General features: G+C 39.7%; 22 protein-coding genes. 14 read left to right on the forward strand and 8 right to left on the reverse strand.

Features of this window, described 5'->3' with window-relative positions; all coding sequences use genetic code 11:
* Nucleotides 1–37: 37 nt before the first annotated feature.
* Nucleotides 38–1,099 carry a 3-dehydroquinate synthase gene (aroB, locus tag D7Z94_RS08485; RefSeq protein WP_120711137.1) on the reverse strand — a complete coding sequence of 354 codons (1,062 nt, stop codon included), beginning with the start codon at nt 1,097–1,099 and terminating at the stop codon, nt 38–40.
* Nucleotides 1,100–1,229: 130 nt separating this feature from the next.
* On the opposite strand from aroB, the gene D7Z94_RS08490 reads away from it, so the two are divergent.
* The gene (locus D7Z94_RS08490) at nt 1,230–2,396 is read left to right on the forward strand and encodes a proline dehydrogenase family protein (protein ID WP_120711991.1); all 1,167 of its coding nucleotides are present in this window, start codon (nt 1,230–1,232) and stop codon (nt 2,394–2,396) included.
* Here the strand turns inward: D7Z94_RS08490 and D7Z94_RS08495 are convergent.
* The 5 genes from D7Z94_RS08495 to tsaE form a co-directional block, all read right to left on the reverse strand.
* Nucleotides 2,393–2,773 (reverse strand): DUF4258 domain-containing protein, encoded by a 381-nt coding sequence (locus tag D7Z94_RS08495; protein WP_120711138.1) that lies wholly within the window; start codon nt 2,771–2,773, stop codon nt 2,393–2,395. The genes D7Z94_RS08490 and D7Z94_RS08495 overlap by 4 nt on opposite strands.
* Before the next feature lies 1 nt (nt 2,774).
* Nucleotides 2,775–3,974 (reverse strand): alanine dehydrogenase, encoded by a 1,200-nt coding sequence (locus D7Z94_RS08500; protein WP_120711139.1) that lies wholly within the window; start codon nt 3,972–3,974, stop codon nt 2,775–2,777.
* A 100-nt stretch (nt 3,975–4,074) separates the two neighbouring features.
* Nucleotides 4,075–4,626, reverse strand: coding sequence for a hypothetical protein (locus tag D7Z94_RS08505; protein ID WP_245967162.1), 552 nt, complete (start codon nt 4,624–4,626; stop codon nt 4,075–4,077).
* 210 nt (nt 4,627–4,836) lie between these two features.
* Nucleotides 4,837–4,971 carry a hypothetical protein gene (locus tag D7Z94_RS26085; RefSeq protein WP_262696929.1) on the reverse strand — a complete coding sequence of 45 codons (135 nt, stop codon included), beginning with the start codon at nt 4,969–4,971 and terminating at the stop codon, nt 4,837–4,839.
* Between the two features lie 256 nt (nt 4,972–5,227).
* On the reverse strand, nt 5,228–5,638 hold the full coding sequence (gene tsaE, locus D7Z94_RS08510; RefSeq protein ID WP_120711141.1) for a tRNA (adenosine(37)-N6)-threonylcarbamoyltransferase complex ATPase subunit type 1 TsaE: 411 nt from the start codon (nt 5,636–5,638) through the stop codon (nt 5,228–5,230).
* Nucleotides 5,639–5,706: 68 nt separating this feature from the next.
* Here tsaE and D7Z94_RS08515 point away from each other — a divergent pair, with 68 nt between their 5' ends.
* Nucleotides 5,707–6,930 carry a hypothetical protein gene (locus tag D7Z94_RS08515; RefSeq protein WP_147415854.1) on the forward strand — a complete coding sequence of 408 codons (1,224 nt, stop codon included), beginning with the start codon at nt 5,707–5,709 and terminating at the stop codon, nt 6,928–6,930.
* Here the strand turns inward: D7Z94_RS08515 and D7Z94_RS08520 are convergent, their stop codons facing one another.
* Nucleotides 6,931–7,323, reverse strand: a complete 393-nt coding sequence (locus tag D7Z94_RS08520; protein ID WP_120711143.1) for a hypothetical protein — start codon at nt 7,321–7,323, stop codon at nt 6,931–6,933. It lies immediately after the preceding gene.
* A gap of 390 nt (nt 7,324–7,713) precedes the next feature.
* Nucleotides 7,714–9,258, reverse strand: a complete 1,545-nt coding sequence (porX, locus tag D7Z94_RS08525) for a T9SS response regulator signal transducer PorX (protein ID WP_120711144.1) — start codon at nt 9,256–9,258, stop codon at nt 7,714–7,716.
* 130 nt (nt 9,259–9,388) lie between these two features.
* On the opposite strand from porX, the gene D7Z94_RS08530 reads away from it, so the two are divergent.
* From D7Z94_RS08530 to hisD, 12 genes are all read left to right on the forward strand, one after another.
* A complete protein-coding gene (locus D7Z94_RS08530; RefSeq protein WP_120711992.1) occupies nt 9,389–10,618 on the forward strand; it encodes an HD domain-containing protein in 1,230 nt (409 codons plus the stop codon).
* Nucleotides 10,619–10,641: 23 nt separating this feature from the next.
* On the forward strand, nt 10,642–11,658 hold the full coding sequence (gene lpxD / locus D7Z94_RS08535) for a UDP-3-O-(3-hydroxymyristoyl)glucosamine N-acyltransferase (RefSeq protein ID WP_120711145.1): 1,017 nt from the start codon (nt 10,642–10,644) through the stop codon (nt 11,656–11,658).
* Nucleotides 11,659–11,669: 11 nt separating this feature from the next.
* The gene (locus D7Z94_RS08540) at nt 11,670–13,067 is read left to right on the forward strand and encodes a bifunctional UDP-3-O-[3-hydroxymyristoyl] N-acetylglucosamine deacetylase/3-hydroxyacyl-ACP dehydratase (protein ID WP_394347434.1); all 1,398 of its coding nucleotides are present in this window, start codon (nt 11,670–11,672) and stop codon (nt 13,065–13,067) included.
* On the forward strand, nt 13,064–13,849 hold the full coding sequence (lpxA, locus tag D7Z94_RS08545; protein ID WP_120711147.1) for an acyl-ACP--UDP-N-acetylglucosamine O-acyltransferase: 786 nt from the start codon (nt 13,064–13,066) through the stop codon (nt 13,847–13,849). Before D7Z94_RS08540 ends, lpxA begins: the two co-directional genes overlap by 4 nt.
* 6 nt (nt 13,850–13,855) lie before the next feature.
* A complete protein-coding gene (efp, locus tag D7Z94_RS08550) occupies nt 13,856–14,422 on the forward strand; it encodes an elongation factor P (RefSeq protein WP_120711148.1) in 567 nt (188 codons plus the stop codon).
* Between the two features lie 53 nt (nt 14,423–14,475).
* The gene (locus D7Z94_RS08555) at nt 14,476–15,408 is read left to right on the forward strand and encodes a UDP-3-O-(3-hydroxymyristoyl)glucosamine N-acyltransferase (protein WP_120711149.1); all 933 of its coding nucleotides are present in this window, start codon (nt 14,476–14,478) and stop codon (nt 15,406–15,408) included.
* A 70-nt stretch (nt 15,409–15,478) separates the two neighbouring features.
* Entirely contained in the window at nt 15,479–16,351 is an 873-nt protein-coding gene (gene sucD / locus D7Z94_RS08560) for a succinate--CoA ligase subunit alpha (RefSeq protein ID WP_120711150.1), read from the forward strand.
* A 131-nt stretch (nt 16,352–16,482) separates the two neighbouring features.
* Complete coding sequence (gene fabG, locus D7Z94_RS08565; RefSeq protein WP_120711151.1) at nt 16,483–17,229, forward strand: 3-oxoacyl-[acyl-carrier-protein] reductase; 747 nt, start codon at nt 16,483–16,485, stop codon at nt 17,227–17,229.
* A gap of 54 nt (nt 17,230–17,283) precedes the next feature.
* Nucleotides 17,284–19,317: a VWA domain-containing protein gene (locus tag D7Z94_RS08570; RefSeq protein WP_120711152.1), complete on the forward strand. Its 2,034-nt coding sequence runs from the start codon at nt 17,284–17,286 to the stop codon at nt 19,315–19,317.
* Nucleotides 19,318–19,328: 11 nt separating this feature from the next.
* Nucleotides 19,329–20,144 carry a prohibitin family protein gene (locus tag D7Z94_RS08575; protein WP_120711153.1) on the forward strand — a complete coding sequence of 272 codons (816 nt, stop codon included), beginning with the start codon at nt 19,329–19,331 and terminating at the stop codon, nt 20,142–20,144.
* Nucleotides 20,145–20,440: 296 nt separating this feature from the next.
* Nucleotides 20,441–21,298: an ATP phosphoribosyltransferase gene (gene hisG, locus D7Z94_RS08580; RefSeq protein ID WP_120711154.1), complete on the forward strand. Its 858-nt coding sequence runs from the start codon at nt 20,441–20,443 to the stop codon at nt 21,296–21,298.
* The gene (gene hisD / locus D7Z94_RS08585; RefSeq protein ID WP_120711155.1) at nt 21,298–22,602 is read left to right on the forward strand and encodes a histidinol dehydrogenase; all 1,305 of its coding nucleotides are present in this window, start codon (nt 21,298–21,300) and stop codon (nt 22,600–22,602) included. The genes hisG and hisD overlap by 1 nt, the downstream gene beginning before the upstream one ends.
* The last annotated feature ends 235 nt before the right edge of the window (nt 22,603–22,837 follow it).

Below are 22,837 nucleotides of genomic sequence, written 5' to 3' on the forward strand. Positions count from 1 at the left end.
AAGAGTTGTCAAACCCTCTTTTTAGTATATGTATGCCTTATTCTTTGAAGTATGAGAAAGCGGAATGGAAAAGGTCTTCGGGAATTCTAACATCTACCACCGGTTCACCAATATGTTTTAAAAGCACAAAATTAATAGTCCCATAGGCATTTTTTTTATCAAATTTTAATAAGGTCAAGATACTCTCTATATCCGTATTCTGAAATTCCGGTTTAGGGTACTTGGAAAGAAAAACGGTCTTTATATCCTCCAGTTGATTTTTTGGAAGTCCGGTAAGTTTGAATGAAAGATAGGCTTCCAAAATCATACCAATGGCAATGGATTCACCATGTAAAAGGGTTTCATGTGCTTCACTTTCTAGAAAATATGATTCAATGGCATGGCCCAAGGTATGACCGAAATTCAATATTTTCCGGACATTCTGTTCCCTAGGATCTTGGAGGACCACATTGTTTTTAATGACCACCGAAGTATGGATCAAAGTATCCATTGCTTTAAAATCGGAAACGGATTTTAAGGTATCCCAATATGAAGCATCCTGAATGAGTCCATGTTTTAGCATTTCGGCAAAGCCACTTTGCAATTGCCTTTCTTCCAAGGTTTTTAAAAAATCGGATAGTATCAAAACCATTCTGGGTTGATTGATCACTCCAATCTGGTTTTTAAGGGACCCCAAATCCACGCCCGTCTTTCCACCAACGGAAGCATCTACCATAGATAGCAATGTAGTGGGCACATTTATAAAATCAATACCTCTTTTAAAAGTAGAAGCTGCAAATCCACCTAAATCACAAAGTACGCCCCCACCTAAATTTATGAGCAAGCTTTTTCTGTCTCCATCAAGTTCGGATAATGCGTTCCAGACCTTCACACAGGTATGGATGTTCTTATTTTCTTCCCCTGATTCTATTTCCAAGACCTCAAACGTAAATTCTGTTCGAAGCCCATTGCGAAATGGAGTTAGACAATGCTTTCGCGTATTCTCGTCCACAAGGATGAAAATTTTGGAATACTTCTCGCCGGACAAGTATCTATCAAGCGCATCATAGGCCTTCTGGTTAAAGTGCACGGAATATGAAGAGGTAATAATGGATTCCATCAAGAATTGAATAGTAGTTTTCGCGTGAACGAAAATTTTTATGCTTTAACGGATACAAAATAAAGGTTATTTTTTATCAATGGAATACAATTTCTGTCTTTATATTTGATTCCGCTTGAAATCTATGAAAATGGATCGAATTTTTGAGAATACTGCAACCGCCTTTGCTCTGAAGACGGACTCGGAACTGGAGCGAGCCTATTTCCTATTTAAGCTGATCGCCAATGAACCACTGGTGAAAATGGGGACAGCGGTCACCAACTTTGCGATAAAGGCGCACTTACCTGTGGAAGGATTGATTCGTGCCACGGTCTTTGACCATTTTTGCGGAGGGATAAGTGAAGAGGATTGTATGCCCATAGTGGATAAAATGTGGGAAAAGGGTGTCTGTTCCGTTTTGGATTACTCTGTTGAAGGCAAAGATGAGGAAGACCCCCTGGATAATGCTTTGGCAAAGGTTTTGAAAGTCTTGGATTTTGTAAAGGAAAAGGACGCTATTCCTTTTGCGGTTTTTAAACCAACAGGGTTTGGACGTTTTGCACTTTTTCAAAAGATGAGTGAGGGAAAATCCCTTACCAAAACTGAAAAAGAGGAATGGGAGAGGGTAGTAGGTAGGTATGAGACCGTTTGCAAAAAAGCCCATGACCTTGAAGTTTCCCTTTTAATAGATGCCGAAGAAAGTTGGATGCAAGATGCTGCGGATAGTCTTGCCGAGGATATGATGCGAAGGTTCAACAAGGAAAAACCTTTTATCTTCAATACGTTACAGATGTATCGTTGGGATCGGATGGACTATTTAAAAGAACTACAGAAAAGAGCGGAAAAAGATAACTTCAAGATTGGTGTAAAGGTAGTACGCGGGGCTTATATGGAAAAAGAGAATGAACGCGCCGAAAATTTGGGGTATCCCAGTCCCATTTGTGCTTCAAAGAAAGAAACCGATTTAAATTTTGATATTGCGGTCAGCTATATGATGGAACATTTAGATACTATCTCCATATTTGCCGGCACCCATAATGAAGAAAGTAATTATAAATTATTGGAATTGATCCAAAAGAAGGGTGTCGCCAATTCCGATACTCGAATTTGGTTTGGGCAGTTGTTCGGGATGAGTGACCATATTACTTTTAATTTAGGCAATAGCGGCTATAATGTCGCCAAGTATTTACCTTTTGGTCCGGTAAGGGACGTAATGCCCTATTTAATACGCAGGGCGGAAGAAAATACCTCGGTAATAGGACAGACCAATAGGGAATTGGAATTGTTAAAGAAAGAACGGAAACGCCGAAAGATCTAGAACAAGACGTTTTCTAGAATAGCATTGTTCGCGCAGTTACGTACCTGTAGCACGGCAATTTTTCCTTTCGCAATTCCTTCAATAAAGTAAACTTTACAAGGCTCGGATTTTGTATCACTTTTTGCAAAATCAACATCTCCCTTATTCAAAAAATAAGCAATGTCCGTTGAATCCAACACTTGGGAAATCAGTAGTTCATTTATTTCATCGGAATAGGAAATAGATTTAGATCTAATATCCTTTAAGGTCCTGCAATTTGGGAAGTAACAAAACTCGGTTCCCGTGCCATCGGTTTTTTTCTTGAGGAAAAAGGTCAAAAAAACCAATCCCACGGACAGGCCCAACAAATAGTATCCCAAACGCTTTAAAAAGGGCATATTAAAAAATAAGAAAATTGATATCGCTATATTGGAGATCGAACCACTCCCCAACGGATTTATTGGTAAGTATCCCATGATACAGATAGAGGCCGTTGCGCAACCCTTTATCGAATCTTAGTGAATTTTCCAATCCGCCATCCTCGCCTAGTTTCAACAGATAGGGTGTAAAAATATTACTTATGGAAATGGAGGCCGTTTTTGGATAACGGGAAGGTATATTGGGAACACCGTAATGTATAACACCATACTTTTCAATGGTAGGTTTGTTATGAGTAGTAATTTCACTGGTTTCAAAACATCCACCCATATCTATACTAACATCAATAATTACCGCGCCCTTCTTCATATGTTCCACCATGGTATTGGTTACAACTACCGGGGAGCGATCCTTTCCTCGTGTGGCGCCAATGGCAACATCACATCGTTTTAGGGCCTTCAACAAGTTTTTGGGCTGAATGGTGGAGGTGTAAACCGTTTGTTTTAGATTGGTTTGTATGTTGCGCAATTTGGTAATGGAATTATCGAATACCTTCACATTGGCCCCTAATCCCAAGGCAGATCGTGAGGCAAATTCACCGACCGTTCCGGCACCTATAATGACAACTTCTACCGGTGGTACCCCGCTAATGTTCCCGAACATAAGGCCATTTCCCTTATTGGTCGCCGCCATAATTTCCGAAGCGATAAGCACCGAGGAAATCCCTGCAATTTCACTGAGCGAACGTACGGCCGGATATTTCCCGTCCTCGTCCCGTATGTATTCAAATGCAATCGCGGTAATACGCTTTTTTGCCATTTCTTCAAAATAGCTCTTGGATTGTGTTTTAATCTGCAGTGCGGAAATTACGGTAGATTGAGGGTTTAGAAGGGCAATTTCTGAAAGGCTGGGAGGTTCTACCTTTAACAGCAGGGGACAGGAGAATATTTTTTTGGTATCCCGGGTAATTTCCGCTCCGGCATTGGTATAATCCACGTCAGAAAAATGGGCTCCTTCTCCGGCACCGGATTCTATAAGAACACGATGGCCATGCGCAGTAATGGCGTTTACCGCATCCGGAGTTAGGCAAATCCTTTTTTCTTGATATTGGTTTTCCTTGGGTATCCCTATAAATAACTCACCTTTTTGCTGTAGGACCTCTAATTTTTCTTCCTGGGGAAGCAATTGCTGTTTACTAAAGGGAGAGGTTGGTTGATTCATAGAATGACTTCTACCCAAGTGTTTTTGGATTGAAACTAAAGGTAAAATTACAATAATTTACTGAAATTCAGATAAACACTGTTGTTAGGTACAGAACGTACTACGATTTTAAATGAAGCCAATTTTTGAGGTTGTCCTGTAATTGCTTGAAGTGCGATTCCAGGTTTCGGGTAGACAATAGACGATCTATCTGCTGTGATAGAGTTTCATCCTCCGGTATTACAGGTTCCTCATTTTCTAAATCCTCCGGTTTCTTTTCCGGAACCATACCTTTTTCGCGATAGGTCTGCAATTCTGCTTCCATGGCTTCCAGGTCTATACCATTTACATATTTGTCGTATAGTTTAATCCTGATAAAATATACAAATGGGATAACCCCCATGCAAATGGGTATAATCCACCAAATATTTTCAGTATCTATATTATCATCGGAATCAAAAAGCACTTCAAATACTTGAAAGGAATACATGGCGATTGGAATCAGTATAATATGATACCACCAATCTTTCGAGGTCAAAAACCAAAATACTAGCAAATAAAGGGGTATTATTTTACCCATCATGAACCAGACATAAGTCGATATGTCAGGAAACCCATTATTATCTATGGTAAATCCAAAAAGTGAGAAGGTGGCTTCAGGGTTTTCTGGCAAATAATCGTAAAGCTTGTATAAGAAGGGTGATATTGCTATAAAAAAAACAAAGCAAGATTCAATCAAAATCTTTCTTTTAGCCCTACTTTTTTTAATTGTATCCCTCATCAGTTATTTCTATCTATTATTCGCTAACGATAGAATACGAAAAAAAGTATAAAAAAAGGGACAACTTACATTGTCCCTTGTCATATTAGTAAAAAGAAAAAACTAGATTTTTTTTGTCAATTTTCTCTTTTCTATGCCTTGTTCTGGTGATTGGTCTCCGTCAGCATTACTATATGCTTCTGAAGAAAAAGCCAATAAGGCCACAACAGCCAATAAGCCAAATACGATTCTTTTCATTCTCATGGTCTCGAGGTTTTTAGTTAGAAATTGGACAAATGCTCTAATACAAATGTAGGAAAAATAGGGGTAACAAATCTCCGTGAAATGTTAAAATTGGGTATTTCATCGATAAAACCCTTTATTTTATCGAAAATTATGCATTTCATCGAAAAAATGCAATAAAATTTCAGTTTTGGCGATAAGCGCAAGATTTCATGGGCATATTCACATGTTTTAAAGCTTGCCTAGTACCCGAAAACATCTCGCATAAGTGTTAAAAAAATAGTTTTCGGGTGTGATGATCTATAACTTCAATAGTAATTTTTGATACATCATCCGGGAGAAAGGAATTAATTTTTTCCGGCCATTCCACAAAAATCCATACATCCTGGCTCAAATAGTCTTCCAAGCCCAAATCCAAAGCTTCGGTTTCTTCCTCCAATCTATAAAAATCAAAATGATACCCCAAAACCTCCCCGGTTTTCAAATAGTATTCGTTTACAATACCAAAAGTAGGACTACAGGCGGATTCATCACCACCTAATTCTTTGACCAAAGCTTTGATCAGGGTTGTTTTACCCGCTCCCATTTCCCCGTAAAGACAAACTATTTTGGATTGGGCTTTACGCAAAAATTGTTGTGCTATCTGGTCAATTTGATTTTGTAAATAGATTATTTCCTGCATTTTTAAGATAAAACACGAACAATTCCATAGTAATTCGTAGTTTAGGCAATTAGATAAAGATACAAAAGATGGGGTCGTTTTGGCAACGAAAGTACATACTGGAAGTCTTACTGGCAATGTTCATAGTTTTGGTTCCCTTTTCAATATACATACATCTTTACTTTGATGATAATGCTCAATCTATCCATTTTTTTGGTTTTGAATATCATCATGACCTAGCTAATAATGGAGTATTTCTTTGGTCCTTACTTACCAGGCTTATCCCATTTTTGTTATATATCGTGTGGTTTTTGACCAATCCCTATTGGTGGCGCTACTTTATTTTAGCGCTATTGGTCTATTGGATAGACTCTCTGGCTATAGATATTTTTGTTTACAACGAAGTAATAGAAAACAATCTTCTAGTATTTTCAATTTTCATTAACATAGTTATTATTGGTCTATTGGTAATTTTTCAAAAAAAATCCACAAGAAAAAGTGAAGCTTCAACGGTATTTGGGCTAAAACAAAATGGGTTCACCCAAAAATATCCAAGGCTTCATAAGGTTATTGACAAAGAAGCTCGATTCTTAACAGAGGCCAAGCAGGTTTTACCAAAAAATGAGTACCTCAGGAAATTAATGGTCATAAAGACTTTTATAAAAAACTCCTTGGAACATCCAACCACAAAAAGTGGTGGCCCAAGACCAAAAAAGAAATGGGACTTACTTATGGTAGCATTGTTGGTTTTCACCCTTTTTTTGCTCAATTCCTATAAATTTATTCCAGAAAACGTTAAGGAATACAAGGTTTTATGGTATACGCTTCACAATCATGGTTTTGTAGATGTACACACATTTTATTGGTATGTATGCATAAAGTTAGGAGTTTTCCTGCCCATGGTGATATGGTTCGTTACTTCCCGAGACTGGTGGCGTTATGCTATTCTTTCGCCAATAGTTTTAATATTCTATCAGTTGTTGGAGGGTATTGCGCCCCAAAAAATCACGGATGAAATTTCCCTTTTTAAGGCATTACCTGTAATACTTGCTGTTGTTTGCTTTCTCGGATGGATAGCCTATATGGTAAGACGGAAGACAAAAATCTTGGAACTATATGATACCATTACCCACGAAATAGAGGACATGCTATCCAAAATAGGGTCTAACAACGAAATGTTTTCGGAAAAAGAAGCGGCGTTCAAAGACCTAAAAGAAAATACAAAGGGAATACAAGAAAAGAAACGTATTGATTTACTTAGGGATTTGCGTGAAGAATTGTTGAAGGAATATGCGTTGAAAAACAGAATGTAATTAATCTTTACCGCCCATCTTTTTTTGGGTCTGCTCAATTTCTTCCGTAATCTCTTTTAAAAGTCGCTTCAGTTCTTCTTCCTGGCGTAGTCTGATCTTATGTTCGATTAGCTGTTCGATTTCCTGTTGTTTCTCCAGGGACAAATTGTCCATATTGGCCATAAGCTCTTCCCTATCCTTAAGCATTTTGCCTTCCCCGGTAATAAGCCATACCACGTTGAGTTGCGGGTATACCTTAACAATATTTTCAATCACATCACTGCCAATGGAGGCATGATTCTTTTTCATTCGAAGCGTATAGCCATTGCTAGCCCCGATGGAGATATCAAATTTCCGGGCACTCAGGCCTGCATATTTGATGAATTGCATTAAACGATCTATGGTCTTAAGCATAAGTGAGAAGGTGTTCTATATCTGTTTGTACAAATATAGGATATTCTTACAGCCTTCAAAATAGGTTTTTTTCTGCGAAAATAAAAATATCTATCAAAATTTGGATTTTAAATCATATTGTATAGAATATATACTATATTTATAATATAGTTAAACGACATGAAGTCAATTTTTCCTAAAGAAATTCTGAAAAGCACGGAAAAGTGATACTATGCCCACCAAACTGCGACTGGTAAAATTATCCTTTACCGAAAATCTGATTTGATGGGATGGGTAATATTTGATTCGACACTCGGATTATACCTACTAAGGCCATTACTTGTAGAAGGTACGGCAATACTCCACTGAATCCCTAAATAATGAGTCCTGTAAATCCAATAGATCCCAAATTTACCTCGGTTCCAAAACCACAAAAGGGATAATCATTTCTTCCAAGGATACCCCGCCATGTTGGTAGGTATTGCGATAGTAACTTACATAGTGGTTATAGTTATTGGGATACGCAAAGAACAGATCATTTTTGGCAAAGATGAAGGAGCTGCTCATGTTAATACTGGGTAGATGTATTTTTGCCGGACTCTGTGACTCCAATACGTCCTTGACATCATAGGTAAGGCTACGCCCGGTCTTATACCTTAAATTGAGACTGGTTTCTTTGTCCCCGATAACTTTTGAGGGATGCTTTACGTTAATGGTACCATGATCCGTGGTAATGATCAATTTCAAACCCATAGTCTGCGCCTGCTGTATAATTTCCAACAAAGGAGAATTCTTGAACCAACTTTGCGTTAAGGACCGATACGCCTTGTCATTCGAGGCCAATTCCTTAATAACTTCCATTTCCGTTTTGGAATGCGAGAGCATGTCCACAAAATTATAGACGATTACCGTAAGATCATTGTCTTTTTGAGACCTGAAATTTTGAGAGAGTTGTTTGCCTTGCTTTAAGCTGCTAATTTTATGGTACTCCCATTTTAAATTAAGTCCAAGTCGCTTGATCTGTTCATCCAAAAACTTATCCTCAAAAAGATTTTTTCCACCTTCATCAGTATCGTTTTTCCACCAGTTAGGATATTTCCGCTCCATATCCAATGGAGTGAGGCCAGAGAAGATGGCATTTCTCGCATATTGGGTAGCGGTGGGCAAGATGCTGAAATATGCAGATTCCGTGGACTTTTTATAAAAAGATGCCACCGAATCCTCAAAAGCATACCACTGATCATACCTAAGGTTGTCTATTACGATTAAAAGGGTGGGGGATTCCTTGATTCTCGGTTGCACCCATTCTTTGAATAAGGTGTGGGACATTACAGGCCCATCAGAGGAGGTAAACCAATCCAAATAATGCTTATCAACAAATTTTCCAAATTGATTGTTGGCCTCCACTTTTTGCGATTCCAATATTTCGAACATACCACTGTCCTCAATTTCCTCTAACTGAAGTTCCCAATAGATGAGTCTTTTGTAGAGATCTATCCATTCTTCCCAAGAATTTACCATGGACAGGTCCATAGATATTTTCCGAAACTCTTGTTGATAGTTGGCCGTAGTCTTCTCGGATACCAAACGGGAATGGTCCAAGTTCTTCTTTAGTGATAGCAAAATTTGATTGGGGTTCACCGGTTTAATGAGATAGTCCGCAATTTTAGAGCCTATGGCCTCTTCCATAATGGATTCCTCCTCACTTTTGGTAATCATGACCACGGGTAGGGAAGATACCATCGATTTAATTTCATTCAATGTATCCAATCCTGAAATCCCGGGCATGTTTTCATCCAGAAACACGATATCCACTCGGGAACGGGTCAGTTCTTCCAGGGCTTCCTGTCCACTTTTACAAGTGATTACGCTATAATTCTTGTTTTCCAAGAAAAGGATATGGGGCTTCAACAAATCAATTTCGTCATCGACCCATAAGATGGTTATCTTACTCATTCCTGCTATTCGGTTTTGTATTTAGCTTGACCGGTTTTGGAGGTCGTATTCCGTGCATCGACCTACTATTTTGAATTAGGTTTCAACACAATTGTATAACTTTGGATTCTTATCAAATTATACACCTATTTTGCCTAAATCAAACAAGCTTAAAATCTTCAACGATCCAATTTACGGATTTATTAGAATCCCCAATACGCTTATTTTTGATCTTATAGCCGACCCTTATTTTCAGAGGTTGCGTAGAATCTCGCAGATGGGCCTTTCCTATTTGGTATATCCTGGGGCACATCATACCCGATTTCATCATGCCCTGGGCAGTATGCATTTGACACAGCAAGCCATTCAAGTACTTCGTTTTAAGGGTGTTGAGATTACAAAGGAGGAGGAAAATGGATTGTTATGTGCCATTTTGTTACATGATATTGGCCACGGTCCATTTTCACATGCTATGGAGCATAGCATCGTAAATGGAATTGGACATGAACATATTTCGCTTTTATTCATGGAGGAGCTGAATCAAAGGTTTAACGGAAGTTTAACGATTGCCTTGGAAATATTTAAAGGAAAACATCCAAAAAAATTTTTGAACCAATTGGTTTCCAGTCAATTGGATATGGATAGAATGGATTATTTAAAGCGTGACAGTTTTTACACCGGAGTAGCCGAGGGTAATATCAACGCGGAACGTTTGATTACTATGCTTACCGTGGCCGGAAATGATTTGGTGGTAGAGGAAAAGGGAGTTTACTCCGTGGAGAAATTTTTAATGGCCCGTCGTTTTATGTATTGGCAGGTATACCTGCATAAGACAGGTTTGGTAGCCGAACAATTATTGATACGAATCCTTAAAAGGGCCAAGGAACTTTTGCGGGAAAATAAGAATTTGCAATGTAGTCCAACATTACTTTTCTTCTTGAAAAAGAAAATCACTAAAAACAATTTTGACCCAAATGTTTTGGAAACCTTTTCAAGCTTGGATGATGTAGATATTCTAGCGGCCATAAAGCAATGGCAGGGAAATGAAGATTTTGTGCTTTCCAGATTATGTCGGATGTTGATTAATAGAAGGTTGTTTACCATTAAGTTGAAGAACAAACCTATAGATTCAAAAAAATTGACCAAGCACTTTAAGCGCTTCAAGGAAGCGTACAAACTTTCCGATACCGAGACCGCATATTTTGTTTTTTCAGGAGAAATTGAGAATAGGGCCTATGACGCCCAACAACAGAATATCAACATTTTAAGAAAGAACGGAAAATTACAGGATGTGGCAAGGGCATCCGATCATCTTAACCTAAGGACTCTTTCAAAAACCGTGACCAAGTATTATATCTGTTACCCCAAATATTCTGTTTAACAATTTTTCTTACTTTTGTGCTCATGGTATTTACAGCAGGTCAGATTGCCGGTATTTTGGAGGGTGAAGTAGAGGGAAATCCAGAGATAGCAGTCCATAAACTGGCTAAGATTGAAGAGGGAGAAAAAGGTTCCCTGACCTTTTTGGCCAACCCAAAATACACCTCTTTTATATATACCACAAAAGCATCCATTACCATAGTGAACAAGGATTTTACTCCCGAACAAAATGTGGAGACTACCCTAATAAAAGTGGAGGACGCCTACGAGTCTTTCTCTAAACTTTTGGAATATTACAATCAGGTAAAGAGCAACAAGACCGGAATTGAAGACCCGGTATACCAATCCGATACGGCCACCTATGGAGCAAATTTTTATCTAGGGGCTTTTTCATATTTAGGCAATAATGTAAAGATCGGCAATAATGTAAAAATTTACCCTAACGTCTACATTGGGGACAATGTTACCATTGCGGATAATGTAATCATATTTGCTGGCGCAAAGATTTATTCAGAATCTAGAATAGGAAATAATTGTGTTGTGCATAGTGGCGTTATTATTGGTGCCGATGGTTTCGGGTTCACTCCTGATAAAAATGGGGAATTCAAAAAAGTTCCCCAAACGGGAAACGTCATTTTGGAAGACAATGTAGATGTGGGGGCAGGTACAACTATTGACCGTGCCACTCTGGGATCTACCATTCTGCGGCGTGGCGTAAAATTGGATAATCAGATACAAATTGCGCACAACGTAGAAATTGGGGAGCATACCGTTATTGCCGCACAGACCGGTATTGCAGGTTCGGCCAAAATTGGCAAGCGATGTATGATCGGCGGACAGGTCGGCATTGTAGGGCATATCACCATCGGAGATAATGTAAAGATACAAGCGCAGTCCGGGATTGGGAGAAACGTAAAGGACAACGAAGTATTACAAGGTTCTCCCGCTTTGAATTATGGGGATTACAACAAATCCTACGTACACTTTAAAAATTTGCCTAGAATAGTAAATAGAATCGACCAATTGGAAAAAAGAGATTGACGGTGATCAAAATAGACCAAAAACAGCGGACCATTAAAAAGGAGGTAACCCTTACAGGCGTGGGGCTACATACCGGTGAGAATGTTACACTCAAGTTCTTGCCTGCCGCGGAAAATCATGGATATGCATTTAAACGCGTTGACCTTGAGGGCGAACCAATTATTGAGGCTGATGCAAACTATGTCGTAAATACCCAAAGGGGCACCAATCTGGAAAAACGAGGGGTCAAGATCCAGACTTCGGAACATGTCCTTGCAGCACTTGTGGGGATGGAGATCGATAATGTTTTGATCGAACTGGATTCTCCTGAACCACCCATTATGGATGGCTCTTCAAAATTCTTTGTGGAAGCTTTGGAAAAGGCCGGAATTGTGGAACAGGAAGCTGACCGTGAAGAATATATAGTAAAGGATGTTATTTCCTATAAGGACGAGGCCACAGGAAGCGAAATAACTGTAATTCCTGCCGAGAGCTACAAGGTTACTGCCATGGTAGATTTTGGGACTAAAGTTTTAGGGACACAAAATGCCACCCTGGAAGATATCTCCGATTTCAAGACCGAGGTCGCCGATGCCAGGACCTTTAGTTTTCTTCATGAATTGGAGATGCTTTTGGAAAATGGTCTTATTAAAGGTGGCGATCTTAACAATGCCATTGTTTATGTGGACAAGGAGATTTCCGACGAGACTATGAAACGCTTGGAAAAAGCCTTTAATAAGGAAAAGCTGTCCGTAAAGCCAAATGGTATTTTGGATAATCTTACGTTGCATCAGCCGAATGAGGCGGCACGGCACAAATTATTGGACGTAGTAGGTGATTTGGCATTGACTGGTACAAGAATACGTGGAAAAGTAATTGCCAACAAACCGGGGCATTATGTCAACACACAATTTGCCAAGAAACTGGCCAAACTTATAAAACTTGAAAAACGGAATAATGTTCCACAATATGATTTGAATAAGCCTCCCTTGATGGACATTCATCAAATCATGGCCATGCTTCCCCATAGGCCACCATTTCTTTTGATAGATAGGATTTTAGAGCTATCCGATAAGCATGTGGTGGGTATGAAAAATGTGACCATGAACGAACCTTTTTTTGTTGGGCATTTTCCCGGGGCACCGGTTATGCCAGGAGTCTTACAAGTAGAAGCCATGGCTCAAACCGGTGGAATTCTGGTACTTAGTACCGTTCCCGACCCCGAGAACTATTTGACCCTTTTTATGAAGATAGACAAGGTAAAGTTCAAACAACAGGTCGTTCCCGGGGATACCTTGATTTTTAAATGTGATCTCATTTCTCCCATACGTCGGGGAATCTGTCATATGCAAGCTTATGCCTACGCAAATAACAAACTGGTTTCCGAAGCCGAGATGATGGCTCAAATTGTTAAAAGAAAGGAAGAATGAACCAACCTTTGGCATATATCCATCCTGGCGCAAAGATTGCCAAGAACGTAGTTGTGGAGCCTTTTGCCACTATTCATAATAATGTCACTATTGGCGATGGTACCTGGATTGGGTCCAATGTGACCATTATGGAAGGTGCCAGGATAGGAAAGAATTGTAATATATTTCCAGGAGCGGTAATATCCGCCCCTCCCCAAGATTTGAAGTACGAGGGAGAAGAAACTACGGTGGTCGTCGGGAACAATACCACAATTAGAGAATGTGCTACGATCCATAAAGGTACCTCGGATAGGAACAAAACGGTCATTGGCAAAAACTGTCTTATAATGGCCTACTGCCATGTGGCCCATGATTGTTTGATAGGAAATAACTGTATTTTTTCAAATAATTCAACATTGGCCGGACATGTGACCATTGGCGATAATGTAACCTTGGCGGGCTTGGTAGCCGTAAATCAGTTTGTTGCTATTGGAAATCACGCTTTTGTAACAGGAGGCTCTCTGGTTCGTAAAGATGTACCGCCCTATGTAAAGGCTGCAAGGGAGCCACTTTCTTATGTAGGCATAAATTCCATAGGTTTGAGGCGTAGGGGATATCAAGCTGAAAAAATAAAGGAAATACAGAATATATATCGTATCCTTTATCAAAAGAATTATAATAACTCACAAGCCGTACAGATTATCGAAGCAGAAATGGAGGCGACCCCGGAAAGGGATGAAATACTTCAGTTTATCCGAGACTCTCAACGTGGCATCATGAAAGGCTACTTCAGCACAAATTAAATTATTATGGCATCAACTTCCGATATAAGAAAAGGATTGTGTATCCGGTACAATAACGATATTTACAAGATTATCGAATTTTTACACGTAAAACCCGGCAAAGGACCTGCATTCGTTAGAACCAAACTAAAAAGCGTAACTACGGGAAAGGTAGTGGACAACACTTTTTCTGCAGGCCACAAAATAGAGGATGTACGAGTGGAAACACGGTCTTATCAGTATTTGTATTCGGAAGGGGAAACCTACCATTTTATGAATACTGATGATTACAATCAAATTACACTTCAGGAAAGCACCTTGGATGCCCCTGGACTCCTTAAAGAAGGGGAAGTGGTAACCATATTGTTCAATACCGAGGACAGTATGCCCTTGTCCGTAGATATGCCGGCCAGCGTTATCTTGGAGGTTACCCATGCAGAACCTGGGGTTAAAGGCAATACGGCTACCAACGCAACGAAACCTGCTACTGTAGAAACAGGAGCTCGGGTAAACGTTCCACTTTTTATCAACGAAGGGGATAAAATAAAGATTGATACCGAGAAAGGGAATTATATGGAGCGGGTAAAAGAATAGGATTTTCTCGGATGTTACCATAAAATTTAAGAATTGAACTTGAACACTTTTAGTTGAAATTCCCCACACCATATTCGCTCAAGCAGGTTGCCACCATTATTGGAAGCAAATATGTAGGGCCTGATGATTTTCCGGTATTGGGCATGAATGAAATTCATGTTGTACAACCCGGTGACCTAGTTTTTGTAGACCATCCCAAGTACTATGATAAAGCTTTAAATTGTAAGGCTACGATCGTACTGATCAACAAGGAAGTAGAATGCCCGGAAGGTAAGGCACTTTTAATTTCAGATGATCCTTTTCGCGATTTCAACTTACTTATTCAGTTTTTTACGACGTTTGAAAAATCTCTGAGCTCCATTTCACCGACTGCAAAGATTGGGGAGGACACCATAGTACAGCCCAATGTATTCATTGGTAATAATGTAAAGATCGGTAAGGGATGCATTATCCATTCCAATGTTTCCATATATGACAATTGTGTTATTGGAGATAATGTTATAATACATGCAGGAGCGGTTTTAGGTTCGGATGCATTTTATTATAAGAAAAGACCTGACCGCTTGGATAAGTTAATATCCTGCGGTAGGGTGGTTCTGGAAGATGATGTGGAAATTGGGGCACTTTGTTCCATTGATAAAGGGGTTACGGGGGATACTACCATAAGGAAAGGTACAAAGCTAGACAACCAAGTGCAGGTTGGGCATGATACTGTTATTGGAGAACGGTGCCAAATAGCTTCCCAAACCGGGATAGCAGGGTGCGTAATTATCGAAGATGAAGTTACCCTTTGGGGGCAGGTAGGTATAAGTAGTGCAGTTACCATTGGAAAAAAAGCAGTGATTATGGGACAATCGGGAGTTAGTAAATCGTTACCCGGAGGGAGGAACTACTTTGGTACTCCTGTTGATGAGTCTAGGGAAAAGATGAAGCAATTGGTCCACGTGAAACAAATCCCGGACATTCTCAAGAAATTAGACGAATAATAAACCATTTAACCCTGCAAGTTTAACTACAAACCTATATTTTTGTGCAGCCTAAATTAATTAAGACAATATGAGTGTTCTAGTCAACAAAGATTCCAAGATTATAGTTCAAGGCTTCACAGGAAGTGAAGGTACTTTCCATGCCGAACAAATGATAGCATATGGTACCAATGTAGTTGGAGGTGTAACTCCTGGCAAAGGTGGACAGGAACATTTGGGCAAACCTGTTTTTAATACGGTAGAAGAGGCTGTTGAAAAAGTGGATGCGGACACGACCATAATTTTTGTTCCACCTGCTTTTGCAGCTGATGCCATTATGGAAGCAGCTAATGCAGGAATAAAAGTAATCATAACAATTACCGAAGGAATTCCGGTTGCGGATATGGTCAAGGCCAATAACTACTTAAAAAATAAGGATTGTCGATTGATAGGCCCCAATTGCCCGGGAGTAATTACTCCGGAAGAAGCCAAAGTGGGAATAATGCCTGGTTTTGTTTTTAAGAAAGGAAAAGTAGGGATCGTATCAAAATCAGGAACCCTAACCTACGAGGCTGCGGATCAAGTGGTTCGTCAAGGATTGGGGATTACCACGGCAATAGGAATAGGAGGCGACCCTATAATAGGCACAACTACAAAGGAAGCGGTAGAACTTTTGATAAACGACCCGGAAACGGAATGTGTGGTCATGATCGGTGAAATAGGAGGACAGTTGGAAGCTGATGCCGCAAAGTGGTATCAGGAAAGTGGGAGCAAAAAACCTATCATCGGATTTATCGCCGGAGAGACCGCTCCAGCCGGAAGGACCATGGGGCATGCAGGTGCCATCGTAGGAGGAAGTGACGACACGGCCCAAGCAAAAAAACGTATTATGAAGGAGTGTGGTATCCATGTGGTCGATTCCCCAGCAGAAATAGGAAAAAAAGTAAAGCAAGTAATGGCTTAAACCCCTTTTCCAAAAAATCTATAAATCGGTGTTAAGATAAGTCCCGCTATTATGGTATGAGCGGGATTTTTTTCATCTTTATATGAAACATGCCTTATATTTGAAGAACATCGCAACAAACAAGAGATAGGATGAAACTTTTAGAAGGAAAGAATGTAATTATCACAGGTGCAAGTAGAGGTATCGGCACGGGTATAGCACGAGTATTTGCGGAGCATGGGGCCAATGTAGCATTTACCTATAGTTCTAGTGAGGCACCTGCCTTGGCGTTGGAAAAGGAATTAACAGAAAAGGGCGTAAAAGCCAAAGCATATAAGAGCAATGCGGCAAGTTTTCAGGAGTCCGAAGCTTTGGTCGCCCAAGTTTTGGAAGATTTTGGTGGAATAGATGTTTTAATTAACAATGCAGGAATTACCAAAGATAATCTTCTGATGCGCATGGGAGAGGCGGATTTTGATGACGTTATCGAAATCAACCTGAAGTCGGTATTCAATATGACAAAAGCCGTGCAACGGACCCTTTTGAAACAACGAAAGGGATCCATAATAAATATGAGCAGCGTAGTCGGTGTAAAGGGAAATGCCGGTCAGGCCAATTATGCGGCCTCAAAAGCAGGGATAATCGGATTTACCAAATCCATTGCCTTGGAACTAGGTTCAAGAAATATTCGTTGCAATGCCATTGCTCCAGGGTTCATAGAAACGGAGATGACAGAAAAGCTGGACGAAAAAGTAGTGCAAAGTTGGAGAGAGGGTATTCCATTGAAAAGAGGGGGGACTCCAGAGGATATTGCCAATGCCTGTCTTTTCCTGGCCTCAGATATGTCTTCTTACATTACCGGACATGTCCTTAACGTAAATGGCGGAATGATGACCTAAAGTGTAAATAACCTTGCTTTTTACATTTCGCCCTTAACACTTATCCTTAATTTTATGGATGCCCAAACAGTACTCTTACTAATAGCTGCCGATATATTGGCATTGGGAGTTGTACTGTTTCAGTATCGCTATAAATTTAAGGGAAATAATGGCCTAGATCTTTTATTAGCCTCACTAAGGTTCATTGCATTATTTGGCCTCTTAATACTACTCATAAACCCAAAGTTTACCAAGGAGGAATATAGTCTTGAAAAGACGGATCTCGTCTTATTGACCGATAACTCGATGTCCATTCAAGCTTCGGCCGATACTTTGGTATCCATAGTGAAAACCATTACCCAAAATGAAGGGATTTTGGAAAGGTTTCAGGTAAAACCCTATAATTTTGGCAGTTCATTGACAAATTCGGATTCACTGACCTTTACCGAAACACAAACGGATATTGGTAAGGCCATTTCTTCTTTGAAGGATATTTATAACGGTGCTGACAGAAATATGGCCATACTTTTGGCCACAGATGGTAACCAGACGAAAGGAGAGGATTATAGTTTTATCCTCGAAAAAGAAAAAGTACCCATTTACCCTATTGTCATAGGGGATACTACACGATATGAGGATTTAAGGATCGAACAAGTAAATGCAAATACCTTCGCTTTTTTAAAGAACAAATATCCCATAGAGCTTTATCTGACCTATGAAGGTCCCAAAAGTGTAGAATCAACTTTGAAAGTTACCGTAAATGGGAAAACAGTCCATACGGAAAATGTTGCGTTCAATCCATTGGACAACACAAAGACCATAACCGTTTTGCTTACCGCCGAGACCGTGGGTGCCAAAACGATAGAGATTGGAATAAATCCCCTGGAAAACGAAAGGAATAAAGTCAATAACATAAAAAGCCTCGGAATAGAGGTTATAGACGAAAAAACGAATGTAACCATTATTACTGCCAAGGCCCATCCGGATATGGGCACCTTAAAGAAAGCCATTGAAAGTAACGAGCAACGTTCCGTTTCAATTAAAAAGCCTCAAGTGCCGATCAATGAATTGGAGAATACCGATGTATTTATCATATATGAGCCTAACCGTTCCTTCCTTCCCATATATAGATATATACAACAACGAAAAATAAATTATTTTACAATTTGTGGCGCAAATACAGATTGGAACTTCCTAAACGAAATACAGAATAACTATTCAAAAGATGCCTATGGCGAAACGGAGGAGATACTTCCAATTTTAAACAAGGGTTTTGGTCTTTTTGATATCTCGGGATTTGTAATAGATAATCTACCTCCTTTGGAGGGCGAATTGGGAGAAATACTGATTAGTGCTCCCCATGAAATTATATTGGGACAAAGTATTAAAGGAGTGGAGTTGAGTGAACCCTTGTTGGCCGTAGTGTTTAAGGACCAAACCAAAGAAGTGGTACTCTTTGGCGAAAATCTATGGAAGTGGCGTATGCAGAGCTATCGGGACAATAAGGATTTCAAAAACTTCGATGGGCTTATTGGTAAAATCATCTTATATCTTTCATCGAATACTTCCAAAAATCGATTGAACGTCGATTATGATTTAATATACCAAGGGAGCGATGGCGCCAGTATATCGGCCAGATATTTTGATGAGGCCTTTGAATTGGACCGGAATGCCAGTTTAATCCTAAAAATTAAAGGGAAGGAAAACAACTTCGTAAAGGAAATTCCAATGTTGCTAAAGGATAGTTTTTATCAGGCAGATTTAGGTGACCTTCCTTCCGGAGATTATGCATTTACCGTATTGGTAACCGATGAGAACCTTTCTTCCTCAGGAACCTTTACCATACTGGATTTCAATGTTGAACAGCAATTTCTTTCCAGTGACCATAAAAAACTAAATCGGTTGGCCATGGATAGCAAGGGTAAGTTGTTTTTCCCCTCCAATTCGGACTCTTTGGTTCAAGAACTTATGGAAGACCCGCGTTTTTCTCCAGTACAAAAGAGCAAGGAAAATGTTGTATCTTTGATAGATTTTAGGATACTCCTAATGATAATAGTTGCTGCACTTTCTGTGGAATGGTTTATCAGAAAATATAACGGATTAATTTAACACAAATAGCTATGGATAAATTACCAAAAATAGCCTTGCCGGCCATTTTCATTTCAATAGTACTTATAATTCTAATTACAAAATCTGCAATCACCATTGGATCCGGTGAAGCTGGGGTGCTCTATAAAACATTTGGCGGCGGTGTAGTTACGGATGGGCCTCCTTTAGGTGAAGGTTTTCATATTGTGGCTCCTTGGAACAAAGTCTATATTTATGAAGTACGACAGCAAGAGGTGTTCGAAAAAATGCAAGTATTATCCTCAAATGGATTGGAAATTAAACTGGATGCTTCCGCCTGGTTTGAGCCAAAACGGGAATCTTTGGGCAAGCTGCACCAAGAAAAAGGGGAAGCCTATGTTCAAAGGGTATTACTGCCGACCATCCGGTCAGCGGCACGAAGTGTGGTAGGCAGATATACTCCGGAACAATTGTATTCCAGTAAGAGGGACGCCATACAGGCCGAAATTTATGAAGAAACCAAAAAGATTGTGGATGGGCAGTACATTCAACTCAATGAGATTTTAGTTCGTGATGTTACTTTACCGGCTACTATTAAGGAAGCCATAGAGCGTAAGCTGAAACAAGAACAAGAATCCTTGGAGTATGAGTTTAGGTTGGTAACCGCCCAAAAAGAAGCGGAAAAAGTTCGTATTGAGGCGCAGGGGAAGGCGGATGCCAATAAGATTTTAAGTGCATCATTGACCGATAAGATACTACAGGACAAAGGAATCGATGCTACCTTGGAACTCTCAAAATCACCAAATTCCAAAGTGGTAGTGGTCGGTTCTAGTGGTGATGGTCTACCTTTAATACTAGGCAATAATTAGTATGCTGTATCGTATATAAACCTTTAAACTTAACCTGTTTAAAGGCGCAGTGTGTTATGATTTATAATACGATTATGCGATTTAAATTTTTGTCGAATCAAAATAAGTTTTATTTTTACGCTTTGAAATGAGAAATACTGCTACACATCACCATTTTTATACTTGCTCTCAGGCGAGGTAGAAATGTATTGTAGTTATGTTACAAAATATTTGAACCCGTTTGAGAAATCAAGCGGGTTTTTTGGTTAAATCAGTTTATAGTTTCCACTTAAGGGAAACAACAATACATTATACTAATGACAAACATTCGAATAGCCATACAAAAAAGCGGTCGCCTTAACGAGGATTCGCTCAAAATATTAAAGGATTGCGGTATTTCCATTAATAATGGAAAAGATCAACTGAAAGCTTCGGCCCGTAATTTTCCATTGGAGGTCTTTTATCTAAGAAATGGCGACATCCCCCAGTATCTAAGGGACGGTGTAGTGGATACCGCCATTATTGGTGAAAATGTACTGGTGGAAAAAGGAAAGGACATCGGATGGACGGAAAAGCTTGGATTTTCAAAGTGTAGGGTATCCTTGGCCGTTCCCAAGACAATGAAATACAGCACCGCTAAGGACTTTGAAGGGAAGCGTATAGCAACATCTTATCCCAATACTGTCAATGATTATTTAAAGAAAAAAGGCGTAAAAGCTGATTTACACATTATAAATGGCTCGGTGGAAATAGCTCCCAATATAGGTTTAGCGGATGGTATTTGCGATATTGTTTCTAGCGGGAGTACCCTGTTCAAAAATAATCTGGAGGAGGTAGAGGTGATTCTTAAGAGTGAAGCGGTTTTGGCCGTTTCGCCAAAGATTTCAGAGGAACGTCAGGAAATTTTAAAGAAACTACAGTTTAGGATTCAATCCGTTCTACAGGCTCGACAATCCAAATACATATTATTAAATGCCCCAAATGATAAGCTTGACGCTATTATTGAACTGCTACCGGGGATGAGAAGTCCAACGGTTTTGCCTTTGGCGGAAGAAGGTTGGAGTTCCGTTCATACGGTACTTAACCAGGACAAATTTTGGGAGGTAATCGATGAATTGAAACAAGCCGGAGCAGAAGGTATTTTGGTATGCCCCATAGAAAAAATGGTGCTTTAATGAAAAAAATATATAATCCAAAGCGAGAAGATTGGAAGTCTATTTTAAAAAGGCCTACCCAGACCGTATCCGATATTGAAGATATGGTGGGGGACATTTTTAAAATAGTTGAACAAGAGGGCGATGCAGCAATAAAGCGATACACCCAGAAATTCGACGGTGTCTCTTCGAATGGTATGAAGGTATCTTCCCAAGAAATAGAAAATGCCCAAAATTTGATTACAAAAGAACTAAAGAACGCCATACAGCTTGCCAAGAAGAATATTGAAAAGTTTCACCGAGCACAGAAAACGGATCGGGTTACCGTGGAAACCATGAACGGAGTACAATGTTGGCAGGAAAAACGTCCTATCCAAAGGGTAGGACTCTATATTCCTGGAGGGACAGCACCTTTGTTTTCAACAATTTTAATGTTGGCAGTGCCGGCATCCATTGCCGGCTGTAATGAAATTGTACTCTGCTCTCCGCCTAATCAAGAAGGAAAAACACATCCTGCTATCTTGTATACGGCTGGTTTATGCGGAGTGACGCAAATTTTTAAGGTAGGGGGCATCCAGGCCATTGCTGGAATGACTTTTGGCACCGAAACTATCCCAAAAGTATACAAGGTATTTGGACCAGGTAACCAATATGTCACCGTGGCCAAACAAATAGCCACCAAATATGGAATTGCTATAGATATGCCTGCTGGGCCGAGCGAATTGTTGGTGGCCGCGGACGATACCGCTAATGCAGCTTTTGTGGCTTCGGATCTTTTAAGTCAGGCAGAACATGGTGTTGATAGTCAGGTGATTTTGGTTTCCACTTCAAAGGCGATGATCGATAAGGTGGAGAAGGAAATAGAAAAACAATTGGAAGATCTACCAAGAAAGGAAATTGCAAGTAAGGCCATCGAAAATAGCAAATTAATAGGTTTGGAAAATGATGAGACCGCAATAGAATTTATTAATGAATATGGTCCTGAGCACTATATTATTTGTGTTGCGAATGAAGATTTCTATGTAAAGAATACGATGAATGCCGGATCGGTTTTTATTGGCAACTATACGCCTGAAAGTGCTGGAGACTATGCTTCGGGAACCAATCATACCTTACCGACCAATGGTTATGCCAAACAGTATAGTGGGGTAAATTTGGACAGTTTTATGAAGAGTATGACCTTTCAGAAAATAACTAAGGAAGGCATCAAAAATATTGGTAATGCTGTTGAGCTTATGGCGGAAGCCGAAGGTCTGGAAGCCCATAAAAAGGCAATGACATTGCGTTTAAGAAGTATAGACCAAAATGAGTCCGACTTTGAATAAAAAATGAAACTAAGCACTCCTACTTTTTAAGGAGTCATACCCTCCTGGCATAGGCAGGGGTTTGAACTAAAAATGAGATTAACATAGGTTATTTGGTTATTGAGTTTTTAGGTTATTTTGACGGAGTGCAACAATAACTTAATAACCAAGTAATCCAACAACTTTTGAAAACTGAGTTGCTATTGGAAACCGAAAGTTTTGACTAATAGTACATTGCCTGCCGAAGGCAGGATTT

The organism is Ulvibacterium marinum (genome assembly GCF_003626755.1).
GTDB classification, from domain to species: Bacteria; Bacteroidota; Bacteroidia; order Flavobacteriales; family Flavobacteriaceae; genus Ulvibacterium; species Ulvibacterium marinum.